The organism is Dorea sp. Marseille-P4042 (assembly GCF_900290215.1).
Classification (GTDB): domain Bacteria; phylum Bacillota; class Clostridia; order Lachnospirales; family Lachnospiraceae; genus Dorea; species Dorea formicigenerans.
On record NZ_OLMI01000001.1, the window covers coordinates 778,842 to 796,800 of the forward strand.

Here is a 17,959-nt window from a genome sequence, read left to right on the forward strand (position 1 = left end):
ATTAAAGCAGCACCTGTTTTACAACACTGAATATACTATATAACATAAAAAATTATTAACGGAGGACTGTATGATAAAACGTATTTCTGTACTTCTTTTACTTCTTGCATTGTCGATGACAGCTCTCTTTGGCTGTTCCCAGACAAAAGAGACAAAACATGCTTCAGCCATTATAAACACTGATAAAACAAACAAAGAAGAAAACCTTACGCCAGTAACACTTAATGAAGTAGCTCATTCTATCTTTTATGCACCTATGTATGTTGCTATTGAAAAAGGTTATTTTGAAGAAGAAGGTATTAATCTCAACCTGGTCACAGGATTTGGGGCTGATAAGACCATGACTGCAGTCATATCCGGAACCGCCGATATTGGATTTATGGGGTCTGAAGCTTCAATTTATGCTTACAATGAAGGAGCCAATGATTATGTCGTGAACTTTGCACAACTTACACAACGCGCAGGAAATTTTCTGGTAGCAAGAGAAGAAATCCCCGACTTTCATTGGACTGATTTGAAAGATAAAAAAGTACTTGGTGGACGAAAAGGTGGCATGCCAGAAATGGTATTTGAGTATATTTTAAGGCAAAATGGGATTGATCCTTCGAAAGATCTGATTATAGATCAGAGCATTGATTTTGGCTCTACAGCAGCAGCATTTGCAGAAGGAAATGCTGATTTTACAGTTGAGTTCGAACCAGGAGCCACAAATTTGGAAAAAGAGGAAAAGGGATATGTAGTTGCTTCTCTCGGTACAGACAGCGGCTATGTACCTTATACTGCATTTTCAGCAAAGAAAAGTTATATCGAGAAGAATGCATCTGTAATTCAAGGATTTACAGATGCATTGCAGAAAGGTATGGATTATGTACAGAAACATACACCAAAGGAAATTGCAGAAGCAATTGCACCTCAGTTTAAAGAAACAAATCTTAATACAATAGAAACAATTGTGAGCCGTTATTATGAACAGGACACATGGAAAGATAACCTCATATTTGAGAAAAAAAGTTTTGAACTTTTACAGGACATTCTGGAAAGCGCAGAAGAACTTGACACACGTGCACCGTACGATAAACTGGTAACGACTACATTTGCCGAAAAAGCAGCCAAATAATTTCAATACTATCTGAATCACTATTACTCTTTAATTAAGCAAAGGAAACGACAAACCATGGCAGAGTTCGTCGTTTTCTTTGTTAACATATCTACTATATCTCATCTACTATATCTCATCTACTATTTTCCACTAATTCAAACAATTTTACTCGCTTTTTTCGTGTATTTCATATATAATAAATACCATGACTAGGGCAGACTTGTCTTAGTACTTTTTATTGGGGGATTTTTTATGCAACAAAAAGATCGTAAACAAATGTACAGACAGCAAACTATGGGCTACTTCATCAATGCTGCATTGGAGATCATTGAAGAAGAAGGTATCGACAGCTTGTCTATTCGGAAAACTGCAGAAAAAGCCGGCTATAACAGTGCGACTCTTTATCATTATTTTTCAGATTTTGAAGAACTGAGAATTTTTTCAGCTATGAAATATCTGGATCAATATGCTAAGGATCTGCCAGCCTACTTAGAACCGGTTACAAGGCCACTTGAAAGATATCTGAAAATTTGGGAATGCTTCTGTCTCCACTCCTTCTCACATCCAGACATTTTCTGGCTGCTATTCTTTAAGCATGCAGATACGAACTGGGATTTTTCCTACTATTTTCACGCTTATTATGATATTTTTCCTGAAAGTTGGAGTGAAGATGCTGCAAATTACAAAAATATGCTTTCATCTGCTAATTTCTCAGAACGTGAATTTTTATCATTGACTGATTCTTTGAATAAAGAGAATATTTTTCTCCCGGAATCAGACATTCACAATCTGGCAACAATGAATATTATGCTTTATCGTGGTATGTTAGAGACATTACGGGAAGACTCTGAATATTTGACAATTGAAGAAGCGACTGCGACAACTGTTTCGTTTATCCGCAGAGCGCTTACATCCTATAATATTGATTTAGATTAAAAACACTTATTAAAACCTATATACAAACATTGTCGTTTTACAGAATTGTTTAATCAAAAGAGCTGAAGGATTCGAATTCTTCAGCTCTTTTTCTCACCTGATATATCCAAGAATGCTCCACACATTCCTTCTTCAGCTTTTTGTATTTAATTATTTTGAAAAAACATTTTCACTATGCCTTTTCTTCCTTCAACACTTTAATAAATGCTGCAATCGTTCCAAGCATTACAAAAATAAATAAGAACGCTGCTACAAGTGAGATTGTCTGAAGCGGTTTCAATCCACCAGCCATCAGAAGTCCGATCGCCATAACTGACTGGATAACTCCCCAGAGAATCTTTCTGCCATTTGGAGGATTGATTGCACCGTCCGTTGACAGCATAGACAGTACATAAACTCCTGAATTTGCAGATGTTACAAAGAATGCACACAAGGATACCAAGGCTACCAGTGATAAAATAAATCCAAGCGGATATTGTCCAAGCACTACGAAAAGTCCAACCTCCGGTGTTGCTACCGCTTCCTGGAGCTTTTCAATCGCCATAAGACCTTTTTCTCCAAGGTTGATACCAAGGTTACCAAATACTGCACCCCAAATACAGGAAGCAATTGTTGGTACAAGTACTACACCAAGTACAAATTCTCGAATAGTCCGTCCTTTAGAGATACGTGCTACAAATACTCCAACGAACGGTGCCCATGCAATGAACCATGCCCAGTAAAACAGTCTCCAGCTTCCGAACCAACTGTTGTCACTATAAGAATTAATCTTAAGTGCAGTTGGAATAAAATTACCGATATACTGACCCATACCATTTACAAATGCATTCAAAGTCTCTACTTTTGGTCCCACTATAAAGCATACTGCCAAAAGTCCGATTGCAACATAAAGGTTTGTATCAGAAATAATCTTAATTCCTTTATCCAGCCCGGATACTGCGGATCCAATATAAAGAAATGATACAATTATAATAATAATAATTTCTACTACTAAATTGATTGGGACACCAAATAAATAATTAAATCCGGCATTAATCTGCAATGTTCCAAGTCCAAGAGATGTTACAACTCCTGCAACTGTCGCAAATACACCAAGAATATCAACAACCTTGCCAAGCCATCCATTTGCAAGCTTCTCACCAATTAACGGTTCAAGCATCACACTTAACAGACCTTTTTTGTTCTTACGGAACATAAAGTATGCAAGTGCAAGACCGATAACTGCATAGTTTGCCCATGGAAGAATTCCCCAGTGCATAAAGAAATTCTCAAATGCAAAGTTTGCAGATGCCTGAGATGCTGCTTCAATTCCATCTGGCGGATTCAGATAATAAGTAAGCGGCTCAGCTACTCCCCAGAATACAAGACCAACTCCCATTCCACATCCAAATAGAAGTCCGAACCATGTTATATTACTGTATTCCGGTCTGGAATCATCGCTTCCTAAACGAATTTTTCCATATTTTCCAAATGCAAAATATACAATAAAGCCAAAGAATATAATCATAGAAATCAGATATAACCATCCAAAATCTGTGGTCAAAACTTTAAATGCCGCATTAGCTACTACCGTAAAACTATCATTAAATGCAACTGACCAGACTGCTATAATGCCGACGATAATCAGTGATACATAAAAAACTGTATTCTTACCTTTCTTTTCTCCCATATTCAATTCTCCTTCATCAAACTAAGCCAGATATAGTAGTGGGCAGATGCATAACCATCTGCCCGTTCACTCTAAATCATCGAACAGTTATCATACTTTAAATACTGTCTGCTCTTTAATATCTGTTGCCAGAGCCTCCAGAGCAACCTTTGTTCTGTGATAACGTAATTTCCACTGCTCTTCCTTCGGAGTATCAGGGTCTCCAAGTGGATAAGGAATAGAAATTGTAGGTACGATTCTATTAGCTCCTACTGTCTTAGCTACAGGCACCAGATTACACATCTGTACGATTGGGAATCCAGCCTTCTCAACCTCTTTTACCATCGTTGCACCGCAACGTGTACAGGTACCTCAAGTACTAACCATGATAACACCATCAACATGATCTTCCTGAAGATATGGAATGATTTCTTTTGCCATTCTGGCAGCCTCTGCCTCAGTTGTTCCTGTTCCGACTGTTGTATAGAAATATGGATGGAGGCTTCCATAAACTCCCTCTTTTTCTAATACCTTCAGTGCATCAATCGGAGTAATAACATTTGGATCTGCGTCTGCTGCTGCAGGGTCAAATCCAGCATGAATTGTCTTGAACTCTCCACCTTTTAACCGTTCCATATTTGACACATCATAACGTCCCCAACGTGTTGCAGATGCTGACTGAATATGATCCGGATTATCTACAGGTACAATACCTCCTGTATTCAGAAGTGCGATTCTTGCTTTTGACAAATCCTTGATAGCAGGAGCAATTGGTACTCGATCAAGTTTCGGAATCGGAAGCTCTGTCTCAAATGGCTGTCCATTTAATTTTTTAACAAGCATATCTACCATACGCTCATATGCCGGTTTTCCATCTGAAAGCCATACCTGATGACGGATGCCTCTCGGGAAATATCCTTCTTCATCCGCGGAGCCAACCGGCTCACCAGCAAGAAGCTTGTTGGCAACTTTTGCCATTGCTTTTACATCCTGTCTCATCTTTGAAGCAATATTACCGCCTTTTAAGATATACATATCTTTTTTAAACATATCTACACCTGGCGTCTCCTCGTTCATAGATGTTACAACAGGTACACCAAATTTTTCTTTTACTGCCTTGCAGATTGTTCCACATGCAACGGTATAACGTCCTGCCTGAAATGCTGGCCCTGCAAGGAAAATATCAAACTCTTTATCTTCAAGCATTCCGAGAATTGTTGCAACTGCAGCGTCAGTATTGGTACCAATATAGTTGTCACCACAGATAATTGTATGGGTAACTTCTGCATTTAACTCTTTTTCAAGCTGCATTGCTGGTCCAATCTGACCTTCGTGAATCTCTGGTTCGATACCAGCTTTTTCTTCTCCACCAATCTGACCAAAAAACTGATTAATATATAAGATTGCTTTTTTCATCGCTATTGCCCTCCTTAGAATTCTTTCATTGTCTTCGGGGACCATCCAACTACCTGATCACCACAGAACATTGAGTTATTCTCCATAATAACGGATCCATCTTCTCTTACTGAAGGTCCTAAGATCTCATCTCCAGCCCAGCCACCGGACAGACCGTCTCTTGCTAACGACTGAAGTTCTCCAAGTACTGTTTCCATTGGAGGCAATTCAATTAATTCAGATACATTTCCACAGGATACAATTGCATCACACTTCTCATCCAGTGTTACAAGTGGCTGAGATGTACCATTACGTCCTGTACATTCATTGGTAACTCCAATTGTCTTAACACCGGCATCCTCAAGCGCAACAAGACATCCTACAAAGTCGGCATCCGGGTTGCCATAACCTTCTTCTGCGACGACCGCACCATCTGCTCCGAGTGTCTTTGCAATCTGTGCTACATAAAGTGCAGCACGTTCTTTCTGATCCAAAGCTACATTCAGGTTTGACATAATTACTCCGAGGAAATTAATTGTCTTACCATGCTCTCTGTAAAGAGCCTTGATATTCGGTGTGTTCTGGAAGTCGTATGTTGACCATTTTGATGATACAGGCATGAAACTTCCAGATACGATAGCGCCATCCAGTACCTCATTTGGATGCATTACTGTTGGAAGCATACGGTTCATATCCCAGCCATATGCCAGATCATTGTATCCCAGATTTTCCATCTGAGACTGTGGCTGCATAACATATACAACAGATGGAAGCTTTTCAATCTCCGGACTACGTTTGATCATCGCCTCAAGATCATAAACTTCTGTGTCTTCCGGTGTCAGTTCTTTTACACACTGTCCGATGAACTCTGCAAGTTTATGTCCTGCTCTTCTAAGTGCATCATTCTTCTTCTGTTGCTCATGCTTCTCAAAATCCTCATTCGTATCTGCTACGAGTACAATATTGTTCAAATAACCGAAGTATGTATATTTCTGCCCTTCACCACTCATGTCGATCAATCCATCCTGGAAACCTCCCCAGTGTTTTCCGACTACGAGTACGCTGCAGTTCTTTAATGCATGTAAAACTCCATCTCCTGCCTTTGCAAGTTCACTTGTATATCCAGGGAAAAGTCCTCTTCCATCCAATCTTACTCTAGGCTCGATTGCTTCCTTTACCGGACACATACGGATCTTATCTCCAGGTTTTGCAATATAAAGATCTGCCTCCGTGATTCTCTCATCTTCACGGATAAAATCAAGTGCTTTTTCTTTATTAATTGTAAGCACTCCGTCATCAAAGGATAACTTGTCGCCAAACTTGATATCCTTAACATAGAAATTGCCAATCTCCAGTCTCATGTGATTGTCCTCCTTTTCTGATTCATAGATAGGCTCTATGAATGGCATTGATACATTTTTGATAAGCGCGCTTATTTATTGGTTATGTTAAGATTATAACAGTAAGCGTGCTTATTGTCAATCGTTTTGTTAGATTTTTTCTATAATTCACAGTTAATTATTGACTTATTCTATTCATTTTCTCTAAATATTCTTTAATCTCTCTGTGGTCAATCACTTTTTAATTCCAGGCAACAAAGGGGGCGCTGATTTCTCAGCGCCCCTATTATCGACAATTCCTATATTAATTTGCTTTCTTTTTATTCATCAGATCTTTGATGTTCTTGTAAATCATAAAGAGAATTAAAACTGCTCCAACATATCCATTTAATACATAGATAATATTAACCAAGACTCTGAATGGAAGGAATAATCCTACAATTAAACCGAGAACTCCAAGAACAATAGTGAGAATCTTGAACTGTGATGTTCCCTCTTTTGCAAATCTAGAAGCTGGATTATAAAGGAGTGGAACCGCTGTTGTATAAATACCTGCAAATACAATAATTGCAAAGATAGCGGAGAATGGCTTCCAGATCTTAGCTGCAAGAATCAGATTTGGGATATCTGCATTCCATACAAATGTATCACTACTTCCAATCATCGGAGTATTAATGTTTGAAACCTGTGCGAACATTACTACTGCAATTGCCACACAAACTGCAACTGTTCCGCCGATAATACCATAATTTAATTCTTTTTTCTTATTATTAGAACCAAGTGCTGCTGTAAAGCTTGCGAACCACAGGAGCACGAAACCGGCATATGATAAACCAGAAACAAGCCAGTTGGATCCTGCACTCTTAATTGTTTCCCCATTCGCTGCGCCTTCGTAAGCTGCATTTTTAATAATATCCAATCCAGCTCCAACATCACCGCCATCACGAATTAATGTAAGAACTCCAATGGCAATACAAAGCACTACGATTACCGGTCCTACAGCACCGATGGCATCAACCATGGAGTTCAGTCCACCTACAACTGTAAGCACTGCCAGTGCTGTCAGAACGACTCCTCCTACCCATGCCGGAAGTCCATATTCCTGATGAAGTGTAGAGGATGCTCCTCCTACCATAACGAAGAAGGACATGTAACAGAATAATGTGGAGTAATAATCACAGAAAGTTCCTACATACTTTCCACAAAAATGTTTGTATACATCATTTCCTTTTTCAAACTTCTGCTCTGCACCTGCTTTTGCAAAGTTAAAATTGTAATAAAGGAAAGCTACCAGGAATACCAAAATTACAAGTAATCCTTTTACTCCATATGCTGTATAATATTGAATGATTTCCTGACCTGTTGCAAAACCGGATCCAATTGTAAATGCAATGATTGCTCCCGCAAGTATCAGTACTCGTTTCCAACTCACCTTTTCCGCACTACCCATAATGTGCCCCCTTTTCATTCATTTCTTTTCTTATGAGCAATTTACCGGCATATAAGCCGGTAATTGCTCAATGTATACTTATGTCAATGACTTACCACTCATCTTTTTCAAAAACAGTCTGCTCTGTTATCGGAGTCTGAAGAGCCTTGAATGCTCTTCTTACAAGTTTCTCACGAATCTTGTAGGACTCTTCCTCACCCTCAGTTGGATCTCCAAGTGGATAAGGAATACCAACAGCCGGGATAATTCTATTCGCACCGATTGTTCTGGAAATCGGAACAACTGTACACAGATGAACTACTGGGATACCGTATTTTTCAATACCTTTAACCATCGTTGCACCGCAACGTGTACAGGTACCTCAAGTGCTGACAAGAAGAACTGCATCTACATGCTCTTCAACTAATTTTTTACCAATTTCATCACCGAATTTAGCTGCAGAATTCGTAGCTGTTCCAGTTCCGGTTGTACTTGCAAAATAAGGATATAATTCTCCAAATACGCCTTCTTTCTGTAATTTACGAAGTGCATCAAGTGGGATTACAAGGTTCGGATCTTCCAGTACGAACTGTCTGTCATAACCACCATGGATTGTCATATAGTCATCTTTAGACATTCTGTCCATGCCTTCCATTGTATACCATCCAAATTTTGTTGCATTGGAGGACTCGATATGATCCGGATTACCAACTGGTACAATACCACCAGATGTAACGATTGCAATCTTCGCTTTACTAAGATCTTCAATTGCTTTTCCTGGCTCTACACGATCGAATTTCGGCATTGGAAGATCTGTCTCAAATGGCTCTCCTGCCATCTTCTTAAGCAGCATCTTAAGACCACGAGTTGCTCCTCTTTCTTCTGCGAAATAGTTCACACGGATACCACGCTCAAGATATCCTTCGATTGATGGTCCAAGAATCTCCTCACCTGTAGCCAGTTTCTTAATCAATGTTACAAACTGCGGAACTGCTTTTTTCATAGTTGCAGCAGAGTTACCTGTCTTTACAAGGATTACATCCTGTTTAAACATATCAGCTCCAGGGTTCTCTTCATACATACCAGAGAGTACCGGAATACCGAGTCGCTCTTCAACCGCTTTACAAATTGTACCGCAAGCAACACCATAACGTCCAGCATTAAATGCAGGTCCTGCAACAAAGATATCTGGCTCGTATTTCTTTACCATCTCAATGATGGTATCTGTTGCTTTATCAAGATTTTCTCCAAAATAGTTGTCACCACAGATAACTGTTGCAACAATCTCATAATCATCGCCCAGTCCGTCATTCAGTGCCATACCAGGTCCTATAATTTCTTCTCTTACTTCCGGCTGGAAGTCTGCTTTATCTTCTCCACCAATTCCACCGAAGAACTGATTAAGATAATGAACGATTTTATATTTTGCCATAACTCTGAATCCCCCTTCTTAGTATCCTCTTGCAGCCAGTTTGTTAAATCCATTTGCGATTGTAGATGCGATGATAATCTGAAGCTCTGCCTCGAAAGATCCGTCTTCGTTGATACATCCAGCCCATCCACCAATCTGACTTTCAATAAATTCCTGAGTTCCAATTACTCTATCCATAGCTGGGAACATCAGTGTTGCATTTCCCTGTCCACATGATGCAAGTGCTGTTGCCTCTTCACATGTATCTGCCAGAGATGCTGATTTACCATCTTTTCCTGGGAACTCATCTGTGATCAGGCAAACCTTTGTACCTGCTCTCTCAACCTTTTTACAGTTCATCATAAGGTCTGTATCCGGGTTACCATAGCCTTCCTCTGTAATCAGAACTCCGTCTAACTGCAACCATTCACAGAATTTTGCAACCATATCGGAATGTCTCTCTTTATCAGCAAGGAATACATTCTCATTTGTAAGGATAACTCCCATAAAGTTAATGTCTTTTCCATGATGTTTGTAGCATTCATCAATAACCGGATTGTGGAAATGATGATATGTTGTAACTTTATCACATGGAGCCACACAGTTACCAGATACGATTGCTCCATCCATAATCTCTGTTGGATACATGAATGTCGGAACGATCTGTTTTGCATCTACACCATAATAATATGTGTCATGCAGAAGTCCCTGTGACTGAAGCATATGTATGTATCCTACCTTTGGCAGATCCGGATACTGTGCTGCCTGCTCAAATACTGGTTTTGTCTCATATGTCTCAATTACATCTGGCTCAAGATTTCTTACAAGCTCTCCAAGATATGTAGCTACTTTCAATCCTGCCATACGTCCTGCTTTCTCATATACATGAGTTTCTAATCCATCCTGTGGTTCAATGACTACGCACAGGTTATATGTTTTTGAAAATGGGCAATAATCTGCAGCCGGTCCGCTCATATCAATAACACCTTCCTGGAATCCAACGATTCTTCCGACTGTAACTACACAGCAGCCATCTAAAGCATGTGTTCTTCCAGATCCAACCTGTGGTGATACCTTTCCGATAATTCCTGGGAAAATCTCTCCGCCGCTCACTTTCACACGTGGTTCAATGACATCCTTAACAGGTGTGATTCTTGTTGCCTCACCAGGTTTTGCAATTTCCAAATGGCATCCGATCAGCTTGTCGTCCTCCAATACAAGTGCTTCCACCTCTTCTTTGTTTACATACAATACGTGATTTTCCACATATGATTTGTCTGCAAACTGGATGTCCTTGATCTCAAATTTGCCGAGTTCTAGTTTCATACAAATTCCCTCCTTATGATTTGTAATCGCGATAACTTAACACTTAAAATATAATCACGTTTTTCATCTCCGAAAGCTGGCAATTTTTCTTTTACAAATTCCTCAAGCGCGCGGAATGTAATCATGATAACATATAAGTAAAAAAATATCTTTTTTGCTTTTTATGTTTACTTTCAAAAAATGTAATCGTGATAACTTTTTTCATGTAAGTAATTGCTTTTGATAGTTCTAATTATACACACATTTTTTAAATGCGCAACCCCCTTTTATAAATATCGTCATTAATACAAAATATCTATAAATATTTTTGTGCAGATTGCCTATTTTTTATCATTCTTTTCACGTTTTTGTTTAAAATATCCGTCATATCCCTGCAATTCTGACGCAAGTGACTTAACGATTATATCGAGATCATCTATAAATAAACGAACTCTTTCTTCGATTTCATCTTCTTCAATTCCGTCATCCATCACTCCTTTAAAATATCCTTTATACAAAATACAGGACATGCGATTTAAAATAAGCGCATTCTCCTCAGAAATTGCCCCTGCTTTCATGCATTTTTTACACATTTCAAAATCACGTCCCCAGAAATCTGCTGTTCCAAGCATCTCTGAAAAGAATTGGTTTGCCTCATTAATGTTTTGAGGAAACATCTGATAGAATTCTTTCATAGCTCCACCCAGATATTCATTCGTATGTTCAAAAAACAGTCTATTATAATCTTTTGGATGTCGGAAAGCCTCCTGACTGTAGCAGTACCATACACCCACATAGATATCCCATACTCCTCTCCAGGTTTTTTCCGCCTGATTCAAGCGGATAATATATCCCTCCAGCGTATTCAGGCTGACATAATACATCAGTTCCGACTTGCTGTTAAAATAACGGTATAATGCAGCTGACGAACAGCCCAGCTCCTTCGCGATTCTACGAATAGAAAGATCTTCAGCCCCATCTTTCTCCATAATTTTACATACTCTTTCAATATAATCTTTTCTCGTTAAACCTTTGAAGTAATTCTGTGTTGTTTCTTTATTATCCAGCATCGCTCCACCGCCTATTCTTTTTCTTACCTGCTTTTTCTAACTAATTCTTGGAATAATATTGTCAATCACCGATAAATCGATTGTCTTAAAATCATTCGCCACCTTTTCCTGATAGCTCTTTGGACTTGGTGCAATATCCTGCCACTCCTGATAAACCTGAATGCATTTATCAATCAGCATGATATCTTTTATATTGTCCTCTTTGCCTTTCGGATATACAACTACTGATCGATATGGTGTCTGATTCGGTTTCAGGCTGGATGCCTGCGGATGTGTCAGAAGCACATGCTTATCATAGACAAGATCTCTCACCTTAATCAGAACGTCTTCATACCCATCAAGAAGAATCACTTTCATCTGATCCTTATACTTCTCATACACTCTGTCGTTATTCGTTACCAATATTGCTTTTTCCAGCTCCCACATGATTGCCGTCTCCCTTCTTAACATCTCATTTCACTCAGATGCGTTTTAATATAGTATGGTTTACCATAAGTTTATCATGTTTTATCTTTTTTCGCAAATATTCTGTCATTAATTCATTTTGTAAATACGATTCAGCTACTATCTTTATAGTAAAGAGAAAGCTCGGATTTCTCCAAGCTTTCTCCCTGTTTTCAAGTTGCTGCCAACTATATGACCTCTCACTATAATTAGTTAATGTATCCGGCTTTCTTAAGCTCTTCATGAGCTTTCTCAAGGTTTGCATCTGATACACGAATGATCGGTCCTGTACAACCCATTCCGCTCTCTGCATAAATATTGATCTTCCATAATGCTTTTACGGCATCCTCAAGATCCATTACTTCGATTCCTGCGATCTGTGCTGTTACGATCTCCTTCGGCGGCTCTTTTACATCCTCCTCTGCTGCAGCCGGTTTTGCTGCTGCTTTTCTTGCATCCAGGATCTCTTTTAAGCCTGCTTTCTTTGCTGCTGCAAATTCTGCTTTTGCTACCTCAAATACTTTGTTTCTTACAAGCTGTGCCGCATAGCGGATCGCTCCTGCAATAACAGGTGCTCCACTGGCTCTTGATACGATCATGACTAACTGCTCATATCCTTCGCCGATTCCTGGTCCGTATCCGTATCCAGTTGCTTCAAAGCTTCCGCCTGTTGCTGCGGATGAAAGCATTTTTACCATGATGTTTCCTGTCAGGGAATCTGTTACCATGATATCCGGTGTTCCCTGAAGTACGTCATTTCCTCTCATGACGCATCCACCGTCTGCTCTTGCAGACTCTGCGAATGTGATATCATATCCGTTCTCATGAAGCTCTTTGAGAGCGTTCTCTGTCTGACGTGCTCCGTCTACATTCAGGATTCCGACTGTCGGATTAGCAATTCCACATGTTTTTGCTGCAATGATTCCGTAGATTGTGTTCTTGATCATACCTTCGATACGATCTGCACTGGATGTTCCTGTTGTATTTGCTACGAACATCTCTCTTCCCTTTGCCGGTGTCACTACTCGTCCTACTGTAGATACTCCGATCGGGAATGGGAAGTGCATGGTAACTGCTCCGTCTACTTCTCCATTTGCAAGCATCTCTTCCATCTTCTTGTGGCCTTCTTCGTCATCTGCAACTTTTACAGTTGTAACTCCCTCTGCCTCAAGTGATCCGATATAATATACATCAACGCCATCTTTTGCTGCCATCAGGGCTGCTTCCATGGCATTCTCTTCTCCATGTTCGCTTCCCATTCCGGTTAATGCGATCTTTGGTCTCTTTCCATAGCTTCCGCTCTCAAGACCCTGTGCCATCTCCAGGAATGTTTCTGCGATCATCTTTTCTACATTTGCCATCTTTACCACCCCTTACTCTGCTATCAGAGTAGCAGCGAATTCTTTCATTGCCTTAGCGATGAGTCCCTTTACTTCGTCCTCAGATACTCCGGCTGCAGCTTCTTCCTGTGCCTTTGTATTTCCATGGATCACGAAAGATACTCCATCGAACAGGTTTGTCATTCTTCCAAGGAACAGACTTCCTTTTCCGATGATCATTGCATTTTTGATCTTTCCTTCCAGAATGTCCTCTCTTGCGAATCCTACATATGGTACTCCTGATGGGATATGTCCCTGTGTCGGTGCCCATCCTGTAAGTCCGTGTTTTGCCGGGAACTCTCCGATCTCTTTACGGTCGAGCTCTCCTCTCTTAACTGCAAGGGCTGCGATCATCTTGTAGTTAGCAAGCGGTACATCTCCTGCTCCTGCCGGTTTTGTGATATCCGGATTCTGCATCTCTGGTGAGAATTTATCGATGTCTGTGATCTTCATTCCTGCTCTGTCAAGCGGATCTGCTACCAGACTTCCGATTACGTTCTGTGGTGCGGAACCTGTTCCTACACTGTGGCGTCCAAGCATGCTAAGGTCGATCTCCGGATTTACTCCATCGTTCTCTGCAAGGATTACACAGAAGCCGCCAAGGCAGTCCTCAAGGATTGGAAGACCTTTCTTGATGTGGTCTTTTCCGTTCATTCCAAGTTTTGCTGTACAACCTCCGGCTGTTACTGCTACACACTTGTATGCTCCGGATTTTACTAATGCTGCTGCCTCGATCAGTGCATGGGTCGGTGCTGCACAGAATCCTCTTGCGTCTGATCCTGATGCGCTTACAAGTCCTGCAACCTCTGCTGCAGCTTTTGCAAAGTTACCGCCGCCTCTCTGGTTCATGTCTCCACATGCTTCCTCTGCACAGTCAATAACATACTCTACATCTGCTTTTTCGATTCCTGCGTTACGTACTGCATAAAGAAGAGCAAGTACACTTGTTGCTTTACTCATTAAGTTCTCGTGCATTACGTGTGCGCTTAAGTTCTGATCGATATCATGTGCACGTTTTACACATCCAACCAGTTCGTGGTTGAAGTAAAGTGCCTCTGCGTGCTCATCATTTACATATCCCTCGATCTCGGAAAGCTCTACACCGTCTTCGATCTGGGATGAAATATCTTCTGTAATGATTGGGTTTGCTGCGAACTGGCCTTTGTACTTCTCTACGAAGTTCTTCTCCAGTTTTACAACTTCAAACTGGTCACTGATCTGTACCAGGAATAAGAACTCTTCCTCAGGCATGATCTCACCGTATTTTCCATAACGGCTTGCATTCTCCATCTTCTTGTCATACCATGGAGCCTCTACCTGTGCCAGCTCATCCGGATGTACATTTCCGATGTATGTCTGGTTTGGCCAGTAAGCTACACAATCCTCATATGTACGAAGATGCTCTGGTACCTCTTTTAAGTACTCTGAATCTGGATTTACGATTCTCTCTGTTGTCTGAGTTGTTCCATTATATAAAACCATATCAGGAGTATGTGCTAAGACATAACTTGCTCCTTTAATTACGCTATTCATTGTTTTCCACCTTCACCTTTCTTTAACAAAAGGACGGAGGGGTGAACTCCGCCCTTTACGACAACATATTTTCACATAATATGCGTCTTGTCAAATTATTTAATATTTAATACTTACGATCAATAATCTTACAGATATTTACAGTATTCGTCACGGATAGCGCTCATCTCACTAACGATATCGTCAACGTCGAGTACCATCTCCATCATGCTAACCTGCTCATCGTAAACTGCCTCATCGAACTCTGCCTTCATTTCAGGCTCGCAAACGTGATATACTGTGAGTCCAAGCTGGACCCCTGTCAATGGACCTGCGAATGTCGGATCTCCTGCTGTTACAGTCTCAGCTGCAAGACCTGCAGCTTCACCTTCTGCAGCACCAAGAACTACTACTAAGTTCTCTGCGCCGTATTCATCAGCGAAATCCTTTACTCTTTTCTGATTCTCTAAGTCCATTGCGCCTGCGCTCGTTCAGACGAAACACTCCGTAGATGAAAATACTACTTCAGCACCAGCAGTTTTTACGCACTCTGCGATAGCTGGTCCCGGAATTCCATCACGGTCTCCGATAATTATTGCTTTTTTCCCTTCAAGAATAGCCATAATTATTCTTCTCCTTTCTACTTTATTAAATATTATTAAGGTGTATATGATAAAGAATTACCTCTAAAATCTTAGATGTATTTCTTAATCATCGCTTCGATTGTCTCCGGTGTACAATCATCCTTCACAAGCTCATCTACTTTCTCTCCATCTTTGTAGATAGCCATAACCGGAAGGCCAAGAATCTTCTGACCAATTGCCAGACGACGTGCTTTTGTTGTGTTAAGAGATGTAAATTTTAATTTGTCACCATATGTATCAGCGAACTCGTGTACCTTTGGCATAAGTGCTGCACACGGAACACATCCATCTCCAAAAAAGTCTACAAATACATAACCATCTGCCTCCAGAACCTCTGTCTGGAATGTATTCTTATCTACTTCTAACATTTTAAAAATCCTCCTGAATCGAACCATACTTTGCTTTGAACATTCTTCTATGGTTCTTTTATTACAAATAATTTCATTCAAGTAAGCCGACGGAATGCCTGATTAAGCCATGCTTCTTTCTACCTGAACTGCTGCGATTGCTCCGTCAGCGGCTGCTGTAACAACCTGTCTTAAGCTCTTCACACGCACATCACCGGCTGCGTATACACCCGGGATATTGGTGTGCATATCTGCATCTGTTGGGATGTATCCTCTCTCATCCATCTCGACGCTGCCTTTGAAGATGTCTGAATTAGGAATTGTGCCGATAAATCCGAATACTCCGAACATTCCATCGTCTTCATCTGCTTCAATCTTAGTAACTTCACCGGTTTTTACGTTCTTAACTGTCATCCAGGAAAGGATTCCATCTCCTCCAACTTCCTCAACAACTGTATCCCACATAAAGTGAAGTTTGTCGTTCTTAAAAGCTTTCTCCTGAATGGATTTCGCTGCACGTAACTCATCACGTCTGTGAATGATTGTAACTTTTCTTGCAAATTTTGTAAGATACATAGCTTCCTCAACTGCGGAATCTCCACCACCAACTACATATACTTCAAAATCTTCAAAGAAGTTCGCATCACAAGTTGCACAGTAAGAAACTCCTCTTCCAAGGAACTCTGCCTCGCCTTTGCAGCCGATTGGTCTTGCATGAGCACCTGTAGCAATGATGATATTCTTTGCCTGGTACTCACCTTTCTCACCTTTGAGCACCTTTACCTCTCCCTCAAGTGATACTTCTTTAATTGTGTCAGATACTCGCTCAGCTCCGAACTTCTTAGCCTGCTCTGTCATACGTGCGATCAGAGACGGACCAGATTCTGGCTGATCCACAACCTGTCCTGGATAATTCTCAATCTCGTCTGTGATTGAAATCTGTCCACCGTCCTGTCCTTTCTCAACAATCAAAACAGACAGGCGGCTTCTGCCTGCATAGAGACCTGCTGCCAATCCTGCAGGACCTGCACCCAGAACAATTACGTCATAAATCTTGCTCATCTTTTTTATTCCTCTTTTCTCTTTTTACATGGTTCCCCTATAATAAGCGCGCTTGTACTTATTGCCATGCATTTATAGTAACAACACATTTTTCGCTTGTCAATATCTTTCAAATATTTTTCAATATGAATTTTTATTGGAAATTTTATTTATATAAATTTTTTTATTTCAATTTTTATTTTTCACTTATCATCAAAATATGCTATGATAAAGACATCGTTTAAAAAGATTTTTCAGGAAAAGGATTATATAATTATGGGCGGAAATAATAAAGAAGCATTACAACGTGAGAATACGATTCGTTTCATCGAGGCCGCAGAAGAACTTATTGATGAACATGGCATTGATAACGTATCTGTTCGTAAGATTGCCGAGAAAGCCGGCTTTCATAATTCCACTATTTATCTCTATTTTAAAGATGTAAACGAATTGATTCTTCTCGCTTCCATGAAGCATTTTAATGAATATAGCAAAGCGCTTGCAAGGCTGAGCAGTAAGAACTGGGATTCAACTGAGAATTTTTACTTTGTATGGAGATTCTTCGTAGAATCTATGTTAAAGAATCCGAAGATTTATTATAATTTTTTCTTCGGGAAACATGGACAGGATTTTGGCAGTCTGTTTAAGCGGTATTATGAATTATTTCCGGAGGAAGCTGACAAACTCTCACCGGACCTCATGGACATGTATTATGGAAAGAATATCCAGGAACGCTGCATGAAGCTTCTTCTCACGATCAAAGATAAGGATAACCAAATTACTTCTAAGAATATCAATATGATCAACACTATCATTGTAGCCAGTGTCAAATATATACTGGAACAAAAATGTATGGAACCTGAGCTGGATTCCGATATTCTGACCCGTGATCTGATGAATATAATCGAATATACAATTTCCAAATAGTCACATCGGAAATACAATTTTCTATTATAAGA

At 40.1% G+C, this 17,959-nt stretch carries 16 protein-coding genes; 3 read left to right on the forward strand and 13 right to left on the reverse strand.

Features of this window, described 5'->3' with window-relative positions; all coding sequences use genetic code 11:
• Positions 1 to 70 precede the first annotated feature (70 nt).
• Positions 71 to 1,117: an ABC transporter substrate-binding protein gene (locus C7E02_RS03980; protein WP_005342385.1), complete on the forward strand. Its 1,047-nt coding sequence runs from the start codon at positions 71 to 73 to the stop codon at positions 1,115 to 1,117.
• Positions 1,118 to 1,351: 234 nt separating this feature from the next.
• Positions 1,352 to 2,035, forward strand: coding sequence for a TetR/AcrR family transcriptional regulator (locus C7E02_RS03985; RefSeq protein ID WP_005342386.1), 684 nt, complete (start codon positions 1,352 to 1,354; stop codon positions 2,033 to 2,035).
• A 172-nt stretch (positions 2,036 to 2,207) separates the two neighbouring features.
• Here the strand turns inward: C7E02_RS03985 and C7E02_RS03990 are convergent, their stop codons facing one another.
• The 13 genes from C7E02_RS03990 to trxB all read right to left on the reverse strand — a co-directional run bounded on the left by C7E02_RS03990 (position 2,208) and on the right by trxB (position 17,021).
• A complete protein-coding gene (locus C7E02_RS03990; RefSeq protein WP_021840546.1) occupies positions 2,208 to 3,704 on the reverse strand; it encodes a BCCT family transporter in 1,497 nt (498 codons plus the stop codon).
• Positions 3,705 to 3,794: 90 nt separating this feature from the next.
• A complete protein-coding gene (grdH, locus tag C7E02_RS03995; protein ID WP_105308847.1) occupies positions 3,795 to 5,099 on the reverse strand; it encodes a betaine reductase selenoprotein B in 1,305 nt (434 codons plus the stop codon).
• Between the two features lie 14 nt (positions 5,100 to 5,113).
• A complete protein-coding gene (locus C7E02_RS04000) occupies positions 5,114 to 6,439 on the reverse strand; it encodes a glycine/sarcosine/betaine reductase component B subunit (RefSeq protein WP_005342390.1) in 1,326 nt (441 codons plus the stop codon).
• Between the two features lie 283 nt (positions 6,440 to 6,722).
• Positions 6,723 to 7,868, reverse strand: a complete 1,146-nt coding sequence (locus C7E02_RS04005) for a YkvI family membrane protein (RefSeq protein WP_005342391.1) — start codon at positions 7,866 to 7,868, stop codon at positions 6,723 to 6,725.
• Between the two features lie 91 nt (positions 7,869 to 7,959).
• Complete coding sequence (grdF, locus tag C7E02_RS04010) at positions 7,960 to 9,279, reverse strand: sarcosine reductase complex component B subunit beta (RefSeq protein WP_081646585.1); 1,320 nt, start codon at positions 9,277 to 9,279, stop codon at positions 7,960 to 7,962.
• Positions 9,280 to 9,297: 18 nt separating this feature from the next.
• A complete protein-coding gene (grdG, locus tag C7E02_RS04015; RefSeq protein WP_005342393.1) occupies positions 9,298 to 10,584 on the reverse strand; it encodes a sarcosine reductase complex component B subunit alpha in 1,287 nt (428 codons plus the stop codon).
• Between the two features lie 320 nt (positions 10,585 to 10,904).
• The gene (locus C7E02_RS04020) at positions 10,905 to 11,633 is read right to left on the reverse strand and encodes a TetR/AcrR family transcriptional regulator (RefSeq protein WP_021840542.1); all 729 of its coding nucleotides are present in this window, start codon (positions 11,631 to 11,633) and stop codon (positions 10,905 to 10,907) included.
• A 36-nt stretch (positions 11,634 to 11,669) separates the two neighbouring features.
• Entirely contained in the window at positions 11,670 to 12,059 is a 390-nt protein-coding gene (locus tag C7E02_RS04025) for a GrdX family protein (RefSeq protein ID WP_105308848.1), read from the reverse strand.
• 227 nt (positions 12,060 to 12,286) lie between these two features.
• On the reverse strand, positions 12,287 to 13,438 hold the full coding sequence (gene grdD, locus C7E02_RS04030; protein WP_105308849.1) for a glycine/sarcosine/betaine reductase complex component C subunit alpha: 1,152 nt from the start codon (positions 13,436 to 13,438) through the stop codon (positions 12,287 to 12,289).
• A 12-nt stretch (positions 13,439 to 13,450) separates the two neighbouring features.
• On the reverse strand, positions 13,451 to 14,989 hold the full coding sequence (gene grdC / locus C7E02_RS04035) for a glycine/sarcosine/betaine reductase complex component C subunit beta (RefSeq protein WP_005343072.1): 1,539 nt from the start codon (positions 14,987 to 14,989) through the stop codon (positions 13,451 to 13,453).
• 128 nt (positions 14,990 to 15,117) lie between these two features.
• Positions 15,118 to 15,591 (reverse strand): glycine/sarcosine/betaine reductase complex selenoprotein A, encoded by a 474-nt coding sequence (gene grdA, locus C7E02_RS04040; protein ID WP_081445653.1) that lies wholly within the window; start codon positions 15,589 to 15,591, stop codon positions 15,118 to 15,120.
• A 71-nt stretch (positions 15,592 to 15,662) separates the two neighbouring features.
• Positions 15,663 to 15,980: a thioredoxin TrxA gene (trxA, locus tag C7E02_RS04045; RefSeq protein WP_005343166.1), complete on the reverse strand. Its 318-nt coding sequence runs from the start codon at positions 15,978 to 15,980 to the stop codon at positions 15,663 to 15,665.
• A gap of 102 nt (positions 15,981 to 16,082) precedes the next feature.
• A complete protein-coding gene (gene trxB, locus C7E02_RS04050; RefSeq protein ID WP_005333855.1) occupies positions 16,083 to 17,021 on the reverse strand; it encodes a thioredoxin-disulfide reductase in 939 nt (312 codons plus the stop codon).
• A gap of 255 nt (positions 17,022 to 17,276) precedes the next feature.
• Between trxB and C7E02_RS04055 the strand changes: the two genes are divergently transcribed.
• Positions 17,277 to 17,927, forward strand: a complete 651-nt coding sequence (locus C7E02_RS04055) for a TetR/AcrR family transcriptional regulator (protein ID WP_005342690.1) — start codon at positions 17,277 to 17,279, stop codon at positions 17,925 to 17,927.
• The last annotated feature ends 32 nt before the right edge of the window (positions 17,928 to 17,959 follow it).